The 19,616-nt window shown below is 66.0% G+C and carries 16 protein-coding genes, 1 tRNA gene and 1 pseudogene; 15 read left to right on the top strand and 3 right to left on the bottom strand.

From position 1 onward, the window contains the following. Positions 1-2: 2 nt before the first annotated feature. The 5 genes from ACFYYR_RS13715 (at position 3) to ACFYYR_RS13695 (ending at position 3,763) form a co-directional block, all read left to right on the top strand. The gene (locus ACFYYR_RS13715) at positions 3-839 is read left to right on the top strand and encodes a GTPase family protein (protein WP_388851276.1); all 837 of its coding nucleotides are present in this window, start codon (positions 3-5) and stop codon (positions 837-839) included. Further along, the gene (locus ACFYYR_RS13710; RefSeq protein ID WP_351509958.1) at positions 836-1,048 is read left to right on the top strand and encodes a hypothetical protein; all 213 of its coding nucleotides are present in this window, start codon (positions 836-838) and stop codon (positions 1,046-1,048) included. Before ACFYYR_RS13715 ends, ACFYYR_RS13710 begins: the two co-directional genes overlap by 4 nt. A 25-nt stretch (positions 1,049-1,073) precedes the next feature. After that, positions 1,074-1,274, top strand: a complete 201-nt coding sequence (locus ACFYYR_RS13705; protein WP_388851272.1) for a hypothetical protein — start codon at positions 1,074-1,076, stop codon at positions 1,272-1,274. Beyond that, positions 1,241-3,013 carry a hypothetical protein gene (locus tag ACFYYR_RS13700; protein ID WP_388851269.1) on the top strand — a complete coding sequence of 591 codons (1,773 nt, stop codon included), beginning with the start codon at positions 1,241-1,243 and terminating at the stop codon, positions 3,011-3,013. The genes ACFYYR_RS13705 and ACFYYR_RS13700 overlap by 34 nt, the downstream gene beginning before the upstream one ends. 252 nt (positions 3,014-3,265) lie before the next feature. Next, positions 3,266-3,763: a potassium channel family protein gene (locus tag ACFYYR_RS13695; protein ID WP_388851412.1), complete on the top strand. Its 498-nt coding sequence runs from the start codon at positions 3,266-3,268 to the stop codon at positions 3,761-3,763. A gap of 140 nt (positions 3,764-3,903) precedes the next feature. Here the strand turns inward: ACFYYR_RS13695 and ACFYYR_RS13690 are convergent, their stop codons facing one another. After that, positions 3,904-5,406: a hypothetical protein gene (locus tag ACFYYR_RS13690; RefSeq protein ID WP_388851266.1), complete on the bottom strand. Its 1,503-nt coding sequence runs from the start codon at positions 5,404-5,406 to the stop codon at positions 3,904-3,906. A 273-nt stretch (positions 5,407-5,679) separates the two neighbouring features. Between ACFYYR_RS13690 and ACFYYR_RS13685 the strand changes: the two genes are divergently transcribed. From ACFYYR_RS13685 to ACFYYR_RS13670, 4 genes are all read left to right on the top strand, one after another. Continuing rightward, a complete protein-coding gene (locus ACFYYR_RS13685) occupies positions 5,680-5,976 on the top strand; it encodes a GYD domain-containing protein (RefSeq protein WP_388851263.1) in 297 nt (98 codons plus the stop codon). A 1,868-nt stretch (positions 5,977-7,844) separates the two neighbouring features. Beyond that, positions 7,845-9,902, top strand: a complete 2,058-nt coding sequence (locus ACFYYR_RS13680) for a helicase HerA domain-containing protein (protein ID WP_388851260.1) — start codon at positions 7,845-7,847, stop codon at positions 9,900-9,902. Positions 9,903-9,915: 13 nt separating this feature from the next. Further along, a complete protein-coding gene (locus ACFYYR_RS13675; protein WP_388851257.1) occupies positions 9,916-11,301 on the top strand; it encodes a hypothetical protein in 1,386 nt (461 codons plus the stop codon). Between the two features lie 141 nt (positions 11,302-11,442). Continuing rightward, on the top strand, positions 11,443-12,582 hold the full coding sequence (locus tag ACFYYR_RS13670) for a DNA adenine methylase (RefSeq protein ID WP_388851254.1): 1,140 nt from the start codon (positions 11,443-11,445) through the stop codon (positions 12,580-12,582). Between the two features lie 352 nt (positions 12,583-12,934). Here the strand turns inward: ACFYYR_RS13670 and ACFYYR_RS13665 are convergent, their stop codons facing one another. After that, a complete protein-coding gene (locus ACFYYR_RS13665) occupies positions 12,935-14,032 on the bottom strand; it encodes a DUF1152 domain-containing protein (protein ID WP_388851251.1) in 1,098 nt (365 codons plus the stop codon). A 143-nt stretch (positions 14,033-14,175) separates the two neighbouring features. On the opposite strand from ACFYYR_RS13665, the gene ACFYYR_RS13660 reads away from it, so the two are divergent. The 4 genes and pseudogenes from ACFYYR_RS13660 to ACFYYR_RS13645 all read left to right on the top strand — a co-directional run bounded on the left by ACFYYR_RS13660 (position 14,176) and on the right by ACFYYR_RS13645 (position 16,920). Beyond that, entirely contained in the window at positions 14,176-14,916 is a 741-nt protein-coding gene (locus ACFYYR_RS13660; RefSeq protein WP_388851249.1) for a GntR family transcriptional regulator, read from the top strand. A 287-nt stretch (positions 14,917-15,203) separates the two neighbouring features. Beyond that, positions 15,204-15,668, top strand: a complete 465-nt coding sequence (locus ACFYYR_RS13655; protein WP_388851246.1) for an ATP-binding protein — start codon at positions 15,204-15,206, stop codon at positions 15,666-15,668. Between the two features lie 8 nt (positions 15,669-15,676). Then, positions 15,677-15,961, top strand: a pseudogene (locus ACFYYR_RS13650) (site-specific integrase); the annotation flags it as partial. A gap of 107 nt (positions 15,962-16,068) precedes the next feature. After that, the gene (locus ACFYYR_RS13645; protein ID WP_388851243.1) at positions 16,069-16,920 is read left to right on the top strand and encodes a nuclease-related domain-containing protein; all 852 of its coding nucleotides are present in this window, start codon (positions 16,069-16,071) and stop codon (positions 16,918-16,920) included. A 219-nt stretch (positions 16,921-17,139) separates the two neighbouring features. Here ACFYYR_RS13645 and ACFYYR_RS13640 read toward each other — a convergent pair. Next, positions 17,140-17,211, bottom strand: a tRNA-Arg gene (locus tag ACFYYR_RS13640). A 418-nt stretch (positions 17,212-17,629) separates the two neighbouring features. Here ACFYYR_RS13640 and ACFYYR_RS13635 point away from each other — a divergent pair. Beyond that, complete coding sequence (locus ACFYYR_RS13635) at positions 17,630-18,088, top strand: response regulator (RefSeq protein WP_388851240.1); 459 nt, start codon at positions 17,630-17,632, stop codon at positions 18,086-18,088. A gap of 213 nt (positions 18,089-18,301) precedes the next feature. Next, positions 18,302-19,612 carry an ArgS-related anticodon-binding protein NrtL gene (gene nrtL / locus ACFYYR_RS13630; protein ID WP_388851237.1) on the top strand — a complete coding sequence of 437 codons (1,311 nt, stop codon included), beginning with the start codon at positions 18,302-18,304 and terminating at the stop codon, positions 19,610-19,612. Positions 19,613-19,616 lie beyond the last annotated feature (4 nt).

Raw genomic sequence — 19,616 nt, 5'->3', positions numbered from 1 at the left:
TCATGGACAAGGACAAGACCTTCCTGAACGGCATGTTCGGGCTCACCCAGACCGGCAAGGCCCCCGACGCCCTCCGCCGCATCCTCGGCGACGAGAACACCGACAAGCTCACCCGGCTCGTCGCCGAGGAGCGCGCCGCCAACCCGCCCCGGGTCGCCGTCATCGGCAAGGCGGGCGTCGGCAAGACCACCACCATCAACAACCTGTTCTCCGCCGAGTTCAAGGTCAGCCACGCCCTGCGCGGCACCTCGGAGGCGCAGCTCAAGGAGTTCGCCCTGCGCGGCGGCGGTGCCCTGCACATCCTCGACATGCCGGGGCTCGGCGAGGGCATCGAAGAGGACCGGATCTTCGAGGGCATCTACCGCGAGCACCTGCCCCAGGCCGACGTCGTGCTCTACGTCCTGGAGGCCACCGAACGGCTCCTCGGCGAGGACCAGCGGATCTTCAACGACGTCATCCTGCCGATCCTCAACGACGGCCGGCGCCGCCGCCTGGTCATCGGCCTCAACAAGGTCGACCTCATCGGCCCCGGCAGCTGGGACGCCACCCTCAACTTCCCCGACGTCGAGCAGGAGAAGTCCATCGACGGCCGGTGCCGCGACATCGCGCGCAAACTCGCCCGCCAGGTCCCGGGACTGCGCGCCGGAAACATCGCCCACTACTCCGCAGAGCGCCGCTACCGGCTCGACGACCTGCTGATCACCCTCATCAAGTCCGCCGGGAAGGCCGCCTGGAAACTGCCCGTCGACACCGCCGACCCCTTCGAACTGGCCGCCCCCGAGGTCCAGGAGTACGTCGCCCGGCGGCGCGCCGAGGGCCACGGCTCCGGAAAGGCATGACCGCGGTGACCCTCTCCAACCGCCAGCAGGCCGAGATCCACCGCCTCCTGGAACGCGAATCCCAGACCTCCCTCGCCGCGATCCTGCGCTCCGTGTCGGCGTTCCTGGAATGGCTGGCCGACGTGCTGGACGCGGGCAGCGAACTCCTCAGGCGCGTACGGGCCTACGCCCACGACATCTGGCAGCGGGTACGCCGCCTCTTCATCTGAGAACCCGGGAAAGGAAACGACCACCGTGGCCACACTCACCAGCGCCCAGCGGGCCAGACTCGAATCCATGCTCGACCAGCTGTCGCGCAGCAAACTGGAACAGGTCCTCGCGAACGTCGACGCCTTCCTGAGGTGGCTGCGCGACGCCGCCCGGAGCCTGTGGGAGTCGCTCAAGAACACCATCGGCTCGATATGGGACAGCATCGTCGACTGGTTCCGGTACTGACCGGCCGCATGATGCTCTCCGGCGAACGGCGGCTCTGCGCGGGCGTGGACATCGTCGCGTGGAGCCGCCGCACCCGCGCCCCGGAGCGGGAGGCGCTGCAACGGCTGCTGCACCTCCTGCTCCGGGCCACCGCGATCGACGGCGGAACGGACTTCCGGAAGTGGCGGCTCCAGGCCGCCGGCGACGGGGCGTTCATCGTCCTCCCCGCCGGGATCGACGAGGCCCGGACGATCGCCGCGTTCGTCCGGGTCCTCGGCGCCGGCCTGCGCCACCACAACGCGACGGCGCCGGACGCCGCCCGGATGCGGGCCCGGCTCAGCCTCGGCCAGGGCATGCTCCGCGAACAGCCGCTCGGCTACTCCACCAACGTGGCCATCGAGGTGCCGCGCATGCTCGACAGCGACGCCCTGCGCGGCGCCGTCGACGCCTACCCCGCGGCCGGGCTGGCCGTCATCGTCTCCGACGACCTCTACCGGGACGTCGTCGCCCACGATCTGCACGGCACCTCCTCGGCGGCGTTCTGGCGCGTCGACGTGCAGGTCAAGAACTTCCGCGCGCCCGCCTGGGTGGCCGTCGACGACCGCACCGGCGGCCCGGCCGACCCCGCCCGCACCCTCGGCGTACCGCCCCGGCGCGAACCGGTCGCCCCGCCGCTGCCGCTGTTCGTGCCCGGCTGGACCTCCCGCACCGGAGCCCCGCCGGACCGGGCCCTGCGGGCCGACACCGTCGACGCGGTCCTCGACGACTGGCGCCGGCGCGTCGCCGGACCGGTCCTGCCCGCCGAGATCCGCATGGGCTTCGAGGAGATGAACGGCACCCTCCGGGCCGCGGCCGAACTCCTTGGCGCGGGCCACCCCGAGGCCGCCCTGCGGCGTCTGGCCCCCGCCCTGGAACAGGCGCCCCACAGCGGGCCGCTGGTCGTCGGAGCGGCCAGGATCCTGCTCTACGGAGGTTCCGGTCACGCGCCCCGGGTCCGCGAACTCCTCGACTGGGCCCTGGTGCACGCCGCACCCACCCTGGAGGACACCGTCGAACCCCTGCTGATGCGGGCCGAATCGGCGTACGACAGCGGCGACGCCCTCACCGCGGAACAGGACCTCCGCCACGTCCTCGCCGCCCTCCCCGCCCCGGCGACCGAACCGGGCCCGCTCGCCCTGCTCCGCCTCGGCGACTGCCAGGAGTGCCTGGGACGCACCGCGGAGGCCGAGAAGACCTGGACCGAACTCCTCGTCCTGCGGCCCCTCAACCCCGATGTCCTGCTGCGCCTGGGCCACCTGGCCCTCACGGCCCGCGCACCGCACCGCGCGGACCGGCTGTTCGGCAAGGGCGCCGAGGCCCTGCGCCAGGCCCCCGGCACCGCCATGGCCGCGGACCCGGCAGGCCTGCGGCACGGCCTGGCCATGGGCCGCTACAGCGCGGCCCTGGCCTTCGGGGACCGGGACGCCGCGGCCCGGCACCTGACGGAAGCCGCCGAAGCCGCCCCCGACGACCCCTTCACCGCCGCGGAACAGGCCTTCGACGCCCACGACCGGGGCGACCCCGCCCGCGCCCACCCCGCCCTGCTGAGGGCCCTGACCACCGCGGTCCGGGCCCCGCGCGGCGACATCGTCCTGGACCGCCTCCGGGACCGCGGCCTGATCACCCAGGAGATCTGGACCCGCTCCCGCGCGGCCCACAGCGAGGCCCACGGGGGAGCCGGCTCGGGGCCGGGAGCGGGAACGGCTGACGCGGACGGCTGACGACGAGGGCTGATGTCGAGGGCTGAGGCGGAGGCCGGGCCGAGGGCTGACACCGACGGGCGCGGTGGCGCGCACCGGCGCACCGGCCTTGTCCCGCGCACCGGCCTTGTGGCACCTGCTCGACAGACCGTGTGGCCCCTGCCGAAAGGCCGTGCGCCGCGCACCCGTACCGGCCGCGTGTGTCAGCCCTCCACCCGCCTCCCGCGGCGGTAGCCTCGCCCCGAAGCCCTGCCCGTGCCCGTCGCCAGGGGGATGCGTTCCGTGCAGCAGTCGTTCTTCGTGCTCTTCCTCGGCCGGCTGCTGGGCAAGAAGTGGTGGCGCACCTTCCACGTCCGGGCCGCCCTCGGCATGTCCCTGGCCACCGCGCTCGTCCTGCTGGCGGGCTCGGCCCTGGTCGTCCCCGCCGAACACGGCGCCCCGGGCGCCAACATCACCTCGTACCCCAAGGCCGTCTGGTGGTCCATCGAGACCGCGACCACCGTCGGGTACGGGGACCTGTACCCGGTGACGGCCTGGGGACGGGTCATCGCCGCGGTCGTCATGCTGGCCGGCATCACCACCTTCGGCATGGTCACCGCGGCGATCGCCACCTGGTTCGTCGGCAAGGCCCAACAGGACGCCCACCGCCTCGGCACCGAGGTCCGCCAGTACACCCACGAGGGCGAGGAGGCCCTGGACACCGAACTCCGCGCCCTCCACACCCGCTTCGACCACATGGAACGCCTCCTGACGAACCACGGCGACCGCTGAGCATCCCGGCGCACGACGCCCCGTCGCTGCCGCATCCTGTGGAAACCGACGGGGCACTGTGCACCGGGTGCACCTCGGCGAACCCCACCCGAGTGCGCGCAACGACGCGACCGGGCGGGACGCGGCCGACGCACGTCGGTTCACTCAGCGGCGGTGCGGGGCAGACTGGCGCGGTCGAGCAGTTCGTGAAGGCGTTCGGTGGAGAGGCCCGCGTTGGCCGCCGCCCCTTCCGCGGTCTCGGGGCGGTCCAGAAGCGTCGCGATCAGGTCGAGAGGCAGCAGCGGGTTGGCGGCGGCGGCTCGGCGAACCTTGGCGTCGGCGTCGGCGATCAGGTGGACGGGCGGCCGGTCCAAGGTGGCGTCGGCGGCAGCCAGTTCGCGTACGTCCGGGTCCTCGTGGTCGAGGAGATGGTGCAGGCCGGTGCGGGGCAGCTGAGGCAACGTCAGGAGATACGGGCGCTGCCGTGGAGTGGCCAGGAAGGCGTCGAGGACGGTTTCGGCCGGCGCGAGCGGGTGGTTGTAGGCGAGCAGGTATCGCACCTGTGGGTCGGGGTCGTCGGCCAGACGCTGCACCAGGTCCGGAGGAAGCCCGGGACAGGTCGCGGCGACCCGGCGGAGCAGGGGAGAGGCGGAAACGGCACATGCGCTGTACCAGCCGGTGTCCGGCTCCACCCGCAGCTCGTCGACCGGGCCGATCTCCTCGGCGGTGCGACCGACGACCCCGTCAAGGGCCTGACGCTGCGCCCAAGTGCGTGGCAGAGGATGCACCCGGGCCCGGGTCCGCACGGTGTCGTCCGCATCCTTGCCGAGTTCCTCCAGCAGGGAGGGATCGAGATCGGCCCGGGCGGCCACGCGCTCGCGTACGCGGGGATCGGGATGGCCCGCAAGGCGCGCGACGACGTCAGCCGGCGTGTGGCGGTTGTCGGCCAGGGACCACAGGTCACGTCCGTCGGCGAGGCACGCGGCGGCCACCTTGCGGGAGACGGCGTAGTTGACGAGCAGGAGCGACCGGTGGTGGCAGTCGGTGTCCGGCAGCTCGGCCTCCATGGCTGCCGGAATCAGGATCCGACTGTGCTTGCGCGCGGCGTCGCGTACGGCAGGGTCCGGATCGGTCAGCAGGGCACGGCGTTGCCCGGGCGTGAGCCAGAGCCAGCCGCCGGCTGCCTGCACCCGTAGTACGGGGTTCCTGTGAGCCCACATCTCACGGTGGAAGGACATCGGTATCTGCCCGGAGAACGCCAGCTCCTGCGCGACCTCGGGAGCGGTGACCAGCTGATCGTGACCGTCGTCGTCCTGCCCGGTCAGCAGCGTTTCGATGACATCGGCGGGGAGCGCTTCGACCCGCCCCAGCCGCGGGCGGGGGCCAGCGGCGAGGTCGGCGCGGACGAAACCGTCGGGGTCGCCGACCAGCCGTCCCCGCTGCGCCGAGGTGGCATGGCGATTGCGAGCGAAGGCCCGCCGAACCGCCCGCGCCGGATGCCCGATCACCGCATCGACCACATCCGCGGGAAGAGCCCGCTCCTGGCACAGCACCGTCCAGGCGGGGCGCGCAGCCGGATGCAGCAGGCGCAACAGGACGTCCGATGGCGCGGCCGGATTGGCGGCGACGCCGCGAAGCCACAGCTCAGCAAGAGGGGAGGGCATCGAAAGATCATCGCAGCGATCACCCTCCCTATGATGTGCAAGCTTGGCGCGCCCAACTGCGGCCCGCCGGCTGGCCCAGGACGTTGTGGCCGCAACCGTCGGGGATGTTGCCGAACAGGGTGCCGACCAAGACCGAACCGCACGCTCGGCAACCTCGGTCGCGTCGACGCTGCTCGTATCGCTCGTCCGGCCTGCCTCTGCATGCGCATGACGCGCCATGGTGCTCAGCATGGATCGAGATGTGTTGTGTCTCCTTCATAGGGGTGAATGACCATGCCGACGTTTGTCTCGCTGCTGAACTGGACCGATCAGGGGATCCGGGGCTACAAGGACACCCCGCAGCGCGCCGAGGCCTTCGCCGCGGCGGCACAGAAGCTGGGGGTGAAAGTCCTGAACCTTTACTGGACCGTCGGTCCGTACGACCTCGTGGCAGTGGTGGAGGCGCCCGATGACGAGACCGCCACTGCGGTGTTCTTGCAGGTCGCCGGGCTGGGCAATGTCCGTTCCACCACCCTGCGGGCCTTCGGCCGGGAGGAGATGGACCGCATCATCGCTAAAGCCACTGGCTGAGGCTTTGCAGATCGAGGACCCGTTTCGCGCATACGAGTGCCCCGCCCACGGTGGACGCTCCGAAGCCCCCGGACACCGTCCCGGGCTTTGCCATGCCGCGGTGACCTGCGCCGATGACCCCGCCTTCCTGCCCACGCACTAGTCCATGGACGCCAACATACGGCGGCACATACGCGAAGACCCCGTCTCAGCGAAAGCGCTGATGGCGGGGTCTTTGGGCACCTCGTACAAGGTGCCCCCGGCAGGATTCGAACCTGCGCACACGGCTCCGGAGGCCGATGCAATGCATAGGGTTGCCCCAGGTCAGCGGACCGATTGGTCGCCTGAAGGGACTGCCCGTCCACAGGCGGTCCACGGGCTCGCTGGGCTAGCGGGCGGCCTTCGGGTAGGCCTACCAGCCTGCACCATATGCTGCGCCGAGCAGTGAACCGGCGGTCGTGCACCACCCCACAGAGTGGCAGCTCGCGGGCTGAAGTCGTAGGGGCGCCTTCGTGCTGTCAGTGCACCGCTAGATGCTGGGCAGGTGAAGAGACCGAAGATTGACCACGCTACTGCGACGCTCGAACTGCGTGCATCTGGTGTCGAACCTGTGCAGGAGTACCCAGGTAGAACGTCGATTCCCTTCCTCGTTCGTTGCCTGAAGCCGGGATGCGAAGGACGCGATAAGCCGTTCCGAACATACCTAAGCTCCGTCCGAGCATTAGCGAAGAAGGGAAGAGTCGCATGCACGCGCTGTCTAAAGCGAGAGCGTGCCAATCAGCGCAGATCAGAAATGATCAAGCTTGGGCATGTCCTACCCATGGTCGAGGTCGTCGACGCCAGAACCACAACACGGGCTTGGTGTCTGCGTTGTTGGACAGTCTGTGACCCTGGACCTCGACTCGACAACATTAAGCATGGTCAGGGAGGCTGTGAGCGCTGCGGTGGCAAGAAGCGGCATCCCGAAGAATACGCCAGACAGCTGGCACGAGAGTGGGGGTACCTTCCTGACCCGGCGATCCCGTACCGGAACGATGCCACGAAATGGCCCGGACACTGTATCGCCAAGGGGCATCGTTGCTCACCAGTGCTCAACAGTAGGTTTCGCAGTGGGCCGTGCGAGGAATGCGCAGAAAACGGCTTCAAACCCACGAGGCCAGCACTGTTGTATCTAGTCGCGTCACCCCGGCTGGCTGCCGCCAAGATCGGGATATGCGAGGACAGTCCCAAGAACACGAGGCTCGCTGATCACCGCCGGTCTGGTTGGAACGTAGTTGAGACGATGCGGTTCGCAGTCGGCGCTGCGGCTCGTGCTGTCGAGAACGAGGTTGTGCGGTATTGGCGTCGCTCGGGTTTCCCTGTGGTCCTGGACAATGGGATCGCCTACATCGGCTACACCGAGACGGCCCCGCTGTCCGAGGTCTCCGTAGTGGAAATCTGGACAATGGTGTGCGCGTCGGCAGGACGAGAGATGCCATAGCTCAACGGCCTGAATAGAGATGAGGCAGACGTCTATCAGACTCCATAGCAACCGACCATTGCTCCGGTCGAAGCGGGCGACGGCGGAGTCAGGACCGTGGGCGCTGGCCTCAGGTGCCGGGTTCGGGTCGAACACGTGCACGGATTTCGACACGGAAGTTCCTAAGTGCACCTCTTAGGCCGGCCACGGGGAGGGGGGCACCTGAGGGCTGGCGGCTGATATGCACGCATGGCACTCAATGGGCAGGATGCGGCACTTCAACGAGCTGTCCGCGAGACGAGCGTGACAACCATAACGAGCCACTACGTCGAATTTCAGCCACGCGCAGTGCGAGAGGTTGATCCACTTTTCACACAGTGCACGTTGTGGGAACATGTCAGCTGCACATGCATCCCAGGGGGGAGGAATAGTGTCTGTCTCGCTGTTTCCCGGAGTAGGGGCTGGAACGCTTCTTGAGTCGACGCTTCTCGCGGAGACTCGGTCGATCCGCATCGGGGCGATTCATCGTCTCGACTATTCCGAGGCGATCGTTCTGACGCACGACAAGTGGAAGTTCGAGGCTGGCGGTATCCCGCAGTACACCTTCCTCCTGGCCACGGCGCGAGACATCGATGGGGATTCCCATGATGATGACGAAGTGCTGCTGCTGCGCGTAGATGGAACTGCGCCGCTCGCGATGGAATCGGATTTGCATGCAGTCCGAGAGGAAGCGTTGCGGGCCGCATTGTCGAGCAATGGCGACGCGTCTCCCTCTGTGGTCCTGGATATTAACCTCGATCCCTTCACCAAGAACCGAGTCTCGTTCACTGGCCTCAGGTGTCGAATCTTGGGCACCTTTTATGAGACCGACATCGACGGTCGTAAGCGACTCGACTTCGGTGCCGACGTCGACAATTTCTATGCCACGTCGACGTATCGAGTCCTGAAGCCGATCGGTGATGGTCTTTCTGAAATCGCCTCGTATCTGAAGCCCTCCGAGAAAGATGTGGAACGTGTGCGAATTGGCGCCGTGCGCTACTCGGCCACGCGTCGGCGGGCTAAGGTCGCAAAACAAGACGACTCAGCCGTGACGGTCAATATCCACGACTTCATCGGCACGAAGACTGGCTTGCTTGGAATGACCCGCATGGGCAAGTCCAACACCGCGAAAATTATCATTGCCCGGACTTTTGTTGTGTCTGAGCGGCGTCGGTCTAATGGTGAAGGGCCGATTGGTCAGCTGATCTTCGACCCACAGGGTGAGTACGCGAACCCCAACACTCAGGACGGGACAGAGATTGCGGCGATTGGTGAGAAGCACGTCCGCATCTTCAAGTTTGGGGCGGATGGCACGCAGCCGCATGTACGACCACTGGGTATCAACTTCTTCGACCCGGAACAAGCCGGCGCCGTACAGGGGCTGATCGCCGACAAGCTGCGTTCCGACGGATCGGCTGGCTATATCAACGACTTCGCGGTGACTAGGTTCACGGATGTCCAGGGAAACTTCAGTGAGACCACGCGTGCGCAACGAGGGCGTTTGATTCTTTACGCCTCGCTAATTCGCGCCGGATTCACGCTGCCCAAGCATAACGCCGGAACTGCCTACCCCTTCTCCGTCCTCATCGGCATGAGGGAACCGCTGCGGAAGGCGGTAGAGCAGAAGAAGAACAAGAAATTCTTCACTCCGGCAGGTAAAACGACGGTTTCCGTAAAGGGAGGCGACATCCGGGACGTAGTCGATGCGATCATCGAGTTGCGTAAGGATGGCGATACTGAAGCCGAAAACTTCTGTGATGATGTGCGGTGGACGTCTACAGAGCCGATTTATACAGGCCAAACCGGTCAGTCCGGCAACGTCCGAGGATGGCGAAACCTGCTGGATCTGAACGACTTTCATAACGAGGCGACTCAGGCTGATCCCGCTGAGGAAATCTACGATGAGCTGACCAAGGGAAGGGTCGTCATCGTTGACCTTCATGTTGGGTCTCCGCCAATCGTTAAGACGTTGTCCGAGAACATCACCCGTAGGCTTCTGGCGAAGCAGACGACTGCGTTCACTTCCGGAGATGTTCCGCCTTCGATTCAGGTGATGCTGGAGGAAGCGCATAACCTGTTTTCGTCGGACAAATATAAGGACGACGCAGATGTGTGGGTAAAGCTCGCGAAGGAAGCAGCCAAGCTGAATATCGGCATGACCTATGCAACTCAAGAAGTTTCAGGAGTGGCGCACCAGGTAAAGGCCAACACTGCGAACTGGGTCGTGGCGCATCTGAACAACACCAAGGAGTTGCAGGAGTTGTCGAAGTTCTATGACTTCGGCGCCTTTGCTCCGGCCATCCTCTCTTCGGAAGACCGAGGGTACGTGCGATTGAAGACATTGTCTTCTCCGTACATCGTGCCGGTTCAAATCGACAAGTATGACATCGACCTGGTGAACGAGGCTAGGGCGGCGGCTGGCGACTCTCCTCTGGCTCCAAAGAATTAGAAGCGGAAGTGCCATGGGCTACGAAACTGTGAATGGTTCCCCAGAGCGGGCCTCACGTGTAGGTCACACAACTGCAGCACTCCGTGCCCTTGCTGATAGGGCAAGCTTCTATGTCCCCGCGGATAAAGTGGGAGACGTCAAATGGCTTGTGCCGAAAATCAAGCGTGCTGGGGCGTTCCCGTCACCTGTCATACCGGAACACCTCACATCGGCGATTGCCATCGATGGGTCTCGGATCACTGAGCGAGTTCGCGATGGTCTTCCGTCTGTCGTGTACGGCTACGCGCAAGCTGCTGCGGCCTACGTTGACTTGGGGGTCATGGAGTTTCAAAGGTCTGCTCGCTTCGTTGACCCCGTTGCGATTGAGAAGGCTGTCAACACAGCTCTGGTCTCACTCGACCTACCCGTTGCTGGCGCTTACAGCCGAGAAGGGGTCGGCATCAGCACGTCTTGGAGGGAAAACCTCGACCACATTTTTAGAAGTAAGAAGGTAGAGGTCAACCGGCTTAACCAGTCTCTCCTAGATCTCCTGTTTCTGCTTCACGGACAGCCAGGTAAACCGGCGGCTACAGTCCCGGTTAACTGCCCATCCAGCGAATGCAGTGCCAAGGACGTTGCAGTCTCCTTCCGAGGGGGAAGCTGTCCTTCGTGCAAGGAGCCCCTGTATCCGACTGACGTACTTCGAATTCATGAAGAAGTCACGGAGGAGGGGGCGAACGAATCAGCCCTCGGTCGACTGATGTCTGTGCTGGAGCTGCTCGTTCTCGTCGGGCTGACTAGCCTCCTCTGGGAGCAATCCCGGAATGAGCTACTGCGTTCCACGCTATTCATCGTGGATGGCCCCTTGGCCATGTATGGACCGCCAGCGAAACTTCGCGGACGCGCCCAGGAGTATTTCCAGGCGATGACTTCAACAACTCCGGGACACGGACCGTATATCTGCGGTCTGGAAAAGACCGGAGCGATGGTCGACTACGCTCGCCAGCTCGCTCGTCATGATGTACTGGAGCCTGGTGACTTGCTTGTTTGTGATCAGGAAGTAGTCAAGGTCATAACGAACACGGAAAATCCGGCTGCCTACGGAAAAGAGACGTACTGGGGGCGGAAGTTCGCCTACCGGGCAAAGGATGGTCGTATCGTCGTACCGACCGTCATGCCTGAACTGGGTGCTGCGTACGACGCGGCTGGGGGGCAGCCCGGTCCTGATGGCTACCCAACCCTGCCTGCCATTTTGGACGTCATCGATCGGACAGGGTCCTCCATGTATCAGGATGGAATTATTCCTGTCGCTGTGGCACACGGTAAGGCTGCGTTCCCGATTGGTGTCGGCACCGACGTGTTGAGGCTGGTGGCGGAGCACAAGCTAGGCTTGGGAAGCGCGTCGACACCGAACCCGTAGCAACGAAGTGGGAGGGGCTGCATGAGCTCGGTTAGTGCTTCAGGTGACTCCGAGATCCGGTCCAGCGGACGTAGCTCGCAGCCGCATAATGCCCGCCTTGCAGCGATTCCGAGCGCACCGCGGAGCATCCCTGGCCGGCCAATGGCCAACCTGGAAGTAGGCCAGCTCACGCATCCCCTTGCGATGGGTAGGTACCAGACGCCACTTCGGTATCCAGGCGCCAAGACTGGCTTGTCAAGCCTCATTAGCGAGTTGATTGAGGCCGCGAAGAAGTCTTCCCAGACCAGGAAAGTGGACCTGCTCGTCGAGCCATTTGCCGGAGGAGCATCTACATCCCTGCGGCTTGTTGGCGCTGGAGTTGTCAACCGCATTCTTCTGGCTGACGCGGACCCATTGGTAGCAGCATTTTGGCAAGTTGCGGCTTCCGATGCGGAGAATCTCGTAGACAGGATGGCGGAAGAATACTCGCTCTACGTCAGCAAGGGCGGGGTGACTGCCCTGGATCGTTGGGACTTCTGGCGCTCGTGGATTCCCTCGCCTGGCATGACGGAATCGACTGCGCGCTTCGAGACAGCCATGAAGTGCCTATTCCTGAATCGCACTACCTTTTCGGGAATCTTGCACGGAAGTGCTGGACCTATCGGAGGACGTCGACAGGAGTCTAAGTACTCAATAGGTTGCCGCTATAACGTCGATGCATTGGCTGAGCGTATCCGTTATGTCGGCTCTCTGTATGATGCGAATCGTCTGGTCGACGTGTGGTGCAAAGATTGGAAAGACACTCTAGCTGACGTACCAGAATGGTATGCCGATCTAATTCCTGATCGAGTCTTGGCTTATCTGGACCCCCCCTACTTGGAAAAGTCGCAGAAGCTGTACCAGACTTCGTTTGAGCCGCAAGGATACCCGAATGCGCCTGTAGCAGATTTGCAATGGGATGACAATCTTCTGCACTATCGTTTGGCGGATTACCTGAACCATCGCATGCAGTTTAGGTGGATTTTGTCGTACGATGCCAAGCCGGAATTGCTCACGGATTCTGGACTGTATGCAGCGAATCGGATGAGCCCCAATGCGAGTGATAGGGAAATCCTCGGGGTCAGGAACTGGAATATTGCAAAACGTGTAGTTACGCTGCGATACACGGCCTCGGCGCGCCAAGGTCGGGGGGCAGCCGAGGAAATCCTCATCACTACTCTTCCGCCCGCTACCGTTCCACTGAATGATGACTTCAGGTCTGTCGACAGCATACTCAAAAACGAGACTGATAGTCCGAGCTAACGCTTCCGACGAAAGGTCGGTGGAGCGGCTTTGGGCTGGAGCTGCTTTGGCGCGAGTGATCATGGCCCCATAAGCTTCCGGCGCGTCGGGCAGTCTGTGGACCTGCCCGCTAAAGCACGACGTTGGGGCCATGATCTGCGAGGCTCGCGCCAAAGTGGCTGCCTAAAGCCGTGGAGCCGACCGCCCCAGCCACGACGTGCCCCTTCTCTGGCGCCAGGTGGCTGACTCTGTGCGCGCGGCCCGGGCGCCGGCCGGGCTGGAGCGGGGCGGAGACAGGAGCGCAGGCCCGGCCGTGGGCCGGGCCGCGCGCGGGGAGCGGAGCGAGCCGCCTTGAAACCCGTAAAGAAGGTTGTTACTCAGTAGTGGATGTGATGCGCCACAGGGGCGCGTCGTACTGCTCCGGGCGGCTGTTGATGAGCAGTTGGCGCAGGTCCTCGCGTAGGGAGCCGTTGAGGTTCAAGGCCTCGGTGACGCGGCGGAATGTCGTGTGGGTAACTCCGCGGTTCTGCGCCTCCGCTTCGAACTGGTCGAGCTCGGATAGTACGGTCTCCGGCACGAGCTGCACCGGTGGCTGGTCCTTGAGCCAGGCGGCCTTGTTGCGCTCGTAGTCGATTTCCGAGTAGCCGCAGATCTCACGGCTGTGTGCCTCTGCCTCGTCCAGGGTGGCGGTCGTCAGGATGGCGCGGGCCAGCTGGTTGCGGTTCAGCGCTTCGTCCAGGTCGACCTCGTGGACAGCTGGGCCTTCGTCGGTGAGGGGAACGGGGAGCCCGGCGTCTCGCATCTCGCATGTGCCGCGTACGCCACGGGCTGTCGCTGCGAGCATTCCGGTTGCCTCGGACGGATGCCACTCCAGGACTGAGCTGACCGGCTCGACGTCCTTCGCGGTGAAGGTGTGGACGATTGGGCCGAGCATGTTGCGTATGTCATGAAGGGGCAGTTCACCGTCCAGACCTGGGCCTGCCACCAGGAGGCGGATCGTTGCGTTCACCTGGCAGCACGCAGCGAGCATGATGGCGTCGGCAAGTGGGCTCTTCAGCGTCGGCTCGTCGCCGCGGGCGAGGATGTCTCCGCCTACGTCCAAGAGGTCGATCGACTCGGGCGACAAGTGGTCAACCAAGTCTTCGAGTTGGTGTGTGACGCCCTCGACCCCGTGGCGCGGGTCGATCAGCGCGAGCGTGTGCGGGAGCTCTGCCGCGAGTCGGGGGAGGGTGGAGCCTGCCGGAGCGATCGGGCGGGCCTCGGCCGGCACTGCCCGGACTGCTGGGGTGAGCGGCTTGAGGCCAGTGAAGTTGTCTGGGCCTCGGGGGCCCGGAACTGGGTCGATCAGGAGGCGGTCCCACGCGTACGTGAGGATCACCACCTGGTCCTCGTCGCCGTAGAGGGCGGCGTGAAGCATTGCGGCGGCGACTGCGTCGCCCCCTCCTCCTGCTGCGACGATCAACCGCGTCATGCGGTTCAGCCTACGGGGTACGGGGTTGACTACTCACCCTATAGTGGCTAGAGGTCATAGCCACTTGTGTCGAGAATCGGCCTCAGGCCGGTAGCGGGGTTCCCCACTACTCACCTGGAGCCCACGTTGGGTGAGGAGGACTGATGCCGCAGATCGAGGAGGCTCAGCCGAAGTATCTCCAGATCGCGCACTACATCCGTGATCAGATTCTTCGAGGTGACCTGCGACCGGGCGACGAGGTGCCGTCCGAACGGCAGTTGGCGGCAGACTGGAAGGTCTCCCGGCCCACGGCCGCACGGTCGTTGGAGGCGCTGAGTCATCAAGGGCTCGTCGAGAAGCGCCAGGGATCGGGCACGTACGTGCGGAGCCTGGAAGTGAACCGGCGAGCACGGGAGTTGTACGGGCGGGCCCGGCAGACGGGGAAGATCTACACGCCCGGCGAGTACGCGGTGATCACCTCGACCGGTTGGATGGAGGTGCCGGCTCACGTTGCTGAAGGGCTGGGCCTGGTCAAGGACCGTCGGGCTGTGCACCGGCGGCGCGTGACCAACAACCAGGACGGGCCGATCACGCTGTCCACCTCGTGGTTCGCTCCGGATGTCGGCCACCGTGCGCCGAAGCTGCTTGAGCCGGAGCGCATCCAAGAGGGCACGCTCATGTACGTCGAGAACATGACCGGGCGGCAGGGCAGTTACGCGGAAGATCGCATGTGTGCCCGGGGTGCCACGGAGGAGGAGGCTGTTGACCTTCAACTGGAGCCCGGCTCGGCCGTCCTGATCGTCCACCACGTCGTCTTCGACCTCCAGGACCGGCCGTTGGAGTTCGCCGAAGCCACGTACCCGCCGCATCGTTGGGCTTTCGAGCAGGGCTACCCGCTCACCTGATGGCGCGGTGAGGTCCCGCGAGTTGTGGCGAACGGGTTGCGGAGCGAAGTGGCTAATGCCACTATCCAGGAAGTGGCTAAGGCCACTTAATTCGGAAGGGGGCACGGGTGACGAGTCGGCGGCCGGACGAGGACGCGCACTTAACTTGCCGGGGTTGTCGCGGGCGCGGTTGGAAGCGCGTTGGCTCCCGTACGGCTGTGGCGCTCTCCACGGCCAACGATCGCCACCGTGTCACATCGAAACGGCGCTGCCTCGACTGTGACGGCGGCGGCAAGGAGTGAGCGCGGATGGCCTACATGATCGACCGCTTTCCTTCTGAGGAATGGCCGCGACTCGGTGCCATGACTTTGCACCCCGTCGCGGAGTCCGTGCCTCGGGCCCGGTACTGGTTCCGGAAGTTCCTCGCCCCGTACAACCCGGCCTGCTCGATCGACGACTGCGCGTTGATGATCTCGGAGCTGGTGACCAACGCGATTCTCTATGGGCGGGCGGATGAGTCCTGGGTGGTGCGCGTCGAGTGGTTTCGGGTGGCGACGTCGCTTCGGATCGAGGTGCACAACCCGGGATTCCCTGCGAATGTCCAGATGCGGCGGCCAGAGGCCGACGACGCCCACGGTCGCGGCCTGCTGTTGGTCGACTCCATCGCTGAGTCGTGGCACTCCGGGCCCAGCCGCTTCGGGGGGACGATGGTCTCCTGCGACGTGGCCGGCGCCTGGGCGTCCAGCGAGGGCTTCACTCCGCTCCTGTTCTGACGCTCCAGAAGGGTTCGGTCGTCCCGTCCTCGACCTACTACCGCGTGTGGCAGGAAGCTCGGCTCCTCGCGCTTCCGCCGGCCGTCGCGGCCTCGCCGCTCGCGAGTCGGCCGTACGACCTGAGGCACTCGGCGCTGTCGACGTGGCTCAATGCCGGTGTCGACCCAACCGAGGTGGCCGAGCGCGCCGGCAACAGTGTGGAGGTCCTGCTGACCCGCTACGCCAAGTGCCTCGACGGACGGCAGGACGTCGCCAACCGGCGTATCGAGGACCTGCTTCGCGAATACGAGTGAGCCACGCTGCACTCCACCGAGGCCCCGGGCATCTTGTCCGGGGCCTCTCTCGTTTTGAGCCCTACCTGCTGCGATGCTTCGAGTGGAGATCAGACGAGGGGGGGCTCGTGGAGCTGAAGGTCACGCGCTGGAAGCGGTACGGACATGATCGCCTGTACGCGAACCTGCCGGATGGCACTGCTGTCGGCTGGGCGGACGTGAGGGCGGGGGACATCACGGTCTTGGTCGCCGAGTATCGCGACGATGTGATCGCCGTGTTGACACACCACTTACGGGACAGCCCTGAGCCGGTCTTGCCACAGGAGGCGCCTGATGAAGCCCGCCCGATGCTGGCTCCTCTGACGCCGGCAGACGACCTGTCCATCAACCGTCCCGGGGAATCCCTCCGTGATCTGCTCGCCGAGTCCGGCCCAGGCGTCATCGAGCGAGTCGTCTCATTACTGCTGCGGCGCCCCACTGAGTGGGACTCGTGGCGTAAGGGTCTGGCAGGGGAGAGGAGAGTGGGAGCCGAGCTGGACCGCTTGGCGCGGCGCGGGTGGCGGGTCCTGCATTCCATCCCGTTGGCCAACAATGTGGACGTCGATCATTTGCTGATCGGGCCTGGCGGGGTGTTCAGCATCAATACGAAGCACCACCACAACAAGGCCGTATGGGTCGGCGACGATGCCGTAAAAGTCGATCACGGAAAGCCGGCGCCGTACGCACGTAAGAGCCGAGCCGAGGCCAAGCGAGTCGTCCGGGTGCTTGAGCACTACTGCGACTTTCCCGTGCCGGTCGAGCCAGTACTTGTCTTTGTCGGCGTCACCGACCTCAAGGTGGTTGCCACGCAACTCGACGTCCGGGTGTACCAGGAGCGCCAAGTCTCGGCACTGGCCCCGCTCTCAGGCATGCTGACCGCCGAGCAGGTAGAGCAGGTGTACAGCGTCGCTCGCCATCGCCAGGCCTGGAGCAAGGCTTGAGTCCGTGCCCCGCATCGTGTTGCCGGGCGCTCCCCTCGCTACTGTGGGCTCCCGTCCTTTTACGGACGTCACCTGCGGCGATGCCTCAAGATCCCGTCCACGCCTCGTCCACAGACCCCGGCATACGGCCGCTTCGGCCCGCACACGCCTGCACATATGCGAAGACCCCGGCCTCAGCGTTTCCGCTGGTGACGGGGTCTTTGGGCACCTAATCCACGGTGCCCCCGGCAGGATTCGAACCTGCGCACACGGCTCCGGAGGCCGTTGCTCTATCCCCTGAGCTACGGGGGCGTTGTCGCTGCTGCTCGCGGCGACGAACAGAACACTACCAGCTCCGATGGGGTGCTCATGAACGGGTTTCTGCAGGTGCTCGCCGCCATCAGTGGAGTTCGGTGGCGAGCGCGCTGCGCGCCCCTCGATTCCGGAGGAAGCTGTGCTGCCCCGATGGCTGGGCCCAGGACTGGCCCCGAGCCCCTTGGCCCCCTCGGGCCCCATCCCGCTCGCTGGTCTGCCGGAGTCGAGGTCGACCGAGCCCGGGGCGTGCCGAGTCGGGACGTCGAGGCTCGGGGCACGTCCCCGGGGGTGGATGGCTCAGTCGTGGGCGGAAGTGGCGCAAAGGGGCGTCAACCCTCGTGTGCGGGTCCCTCGCAGGGGGTGGAAGTGGGCAAAACCCGGACGCAGTCGGAGGGGCGGACCTACTCTCGGGTTTGTGCCTGGCTCCTCCGGCCGGGTCCTTGTGGTCGACGACAACAAGGTCATCCGGCAGCTGATCAGGGTCAATCTCGAGCTTGAGGGGTTCGAGGTCGTGACCGCGGCCGATGGTGCCGAGTGCCTGGAGATTGTGCACCGCGTGCGCCCCGATGTGATCACCCTCGATGTCGTCATGCCTCGGCTCGACGGCATGCGTACCGCCTCCCGACTGCGTTCCGATCCCACGACCCGCGACATCCCGCTGGCGATCGTCAGTGCCTGCGCGCAGCAGGAGGTGGATCGTGGGCAGACCCTGGGTGTGGAAGCGTTCCTGGCGAAACCTTTCGAGCCCGCTGAGCTCGTGCAAGTGGTGCGAAGACTTGTCGACAGCAGACGGAGCTCCGGCCCCGACGGCGGCATGTCCGGCTCCAGTGGCACGGGCAACGGGCCCGAGCCCGCTGTACGCCCCGCCGGCTGACCCGGTCTCTCCTCCCCGGACGTCTGCTGATCCGGCGCGTCCGTGTGTGCCGGTGGAGGTCTCCGTGGGAGTCGACACCCTGGTCGGCGGGCGGACTCCGCGGCCGGAAGGCAGGCGTGCGCGGGCGCGTGGCCCGGTCACGGCGTCGGACGGCGAGGCCCTCGGGCGAATCCGGTTCGCGGACCCACCCCCCTCCTCCCATACGCTGGTGCCGTGACACCCGCCGAGCTCTCCCGCACCGTGCTCCGCACCGTGCGTTGTGCCGTCGAGGCCGGTGAGCTGCGAGTGACCGTACCGACGCGTGCGGTGGTCCGCCGCCCGCCCCGCCCCGGCTGCGGGGACTACGCCACCAACATCGCCCTCCAGCTCGCCGGGAGCGCGGGGCACACGCCGCGCCGGGTCGCCGAGATCCTGCGCCCGAGGCTCGCCCAGGCGTCAGGGGTTGCTCGCGTCGAGATCGCCGACCCGGGCTTCCTCAACATCACGCTGGATTCCGCTTCGCACTCCGGGCTCGTGCGGCAGGTGCTCGGCCAGGCTGATGCGTACGGATACGGGGACGCGCTGGCCGGGCGGACCGTCGTGCTCGCCTTTCGTCATGAGACCCGCGCCGCCGTCACCGCGGACGCCGTCGCTCGCATCATGCGCACCCAGGGGGCGGACATCACCCTCCGTTGTGAGCCCGGGGCAGGACAGTCCCGCGCTTCCGGCGGCGATCCGGACTGGGCGGGGCTCGGTGTCAACGTTCCCTCTCGCCTGTCGGCCGCCGCGGACGCCCCTGAGAGCTTCGGCGACGAGGCGTCCGTCAACGTCGACGGGTCCCGGCCGGCCCGGCCCGGGACGGGTTCCGCATCTGCCGCCGGAGCCGCCTCCTCCGCCGTCGTCAGGTCCTCATCTGCCTCCGCCCCCTCCGCCTCCGTCATCCGGCCCGTGCCCGTCGCCCTGTCCGCGGACGAGCTGCTGCGCACCCTCGGTCCCGACGCCGCGCGCTGGGCGCTGTTGCGTCCCGCGGCCCACGATCACGTCCGGGTCGATGCTCAGGAGCTCCTGGCTCAGCGTGAGGTGAACCCGCTCTTCCGCATCCGGTACGCCCACGCCCGCACGTGCGCGCTGCTCCGTAACGCTGCCGACCTGGGCGTTCCCGGCGAAGCCGGCACCCTCCACCCCGCCGTGGACGACCTGCCCGCCATCGACGACCTGGCCGCCCCCGACGACTTGGCCACCCCCGATGACCTGGGCAGCCCGGACGCCCTGCCCGTCGTCGACGATCTCCTCGGGGCCATCGGTGAGTACCCCGCCGTTCTGGCCTCCGCTGCCCGGCTGCGTGCCCCCGACCGGGTCGCGCGGCATCTGGAAGCGACCGCTGACGCCTTCTTCCGCTTTCACGACACCTGCCCCGTACTGCCCCGCGGTGACGAGAAACCCGAGGCCGCCCACCGGGCCCGCGTCGCCCTCGCCCAGGCGGCCGGGACGGTGCTCGCCGGCGGCCTGCACCTGCTCGGCATCACCGCACCCGCACATCTCTGAGGAG

Origin of the sequence: Streptomyces sp. NPDC001922 (genome assembly GCF_042891165.1) — a bacterium.
Classification (GTDB): Bacteria; Actinomycetota; Actinomycetes; order Streptomycetales; family Streptomycetaceae; genus Streptomyces.
Note: the sequence above shows the minus strand (reverse complement) of the source record. Positions and strands in the feature narration are given on the sequence as shown.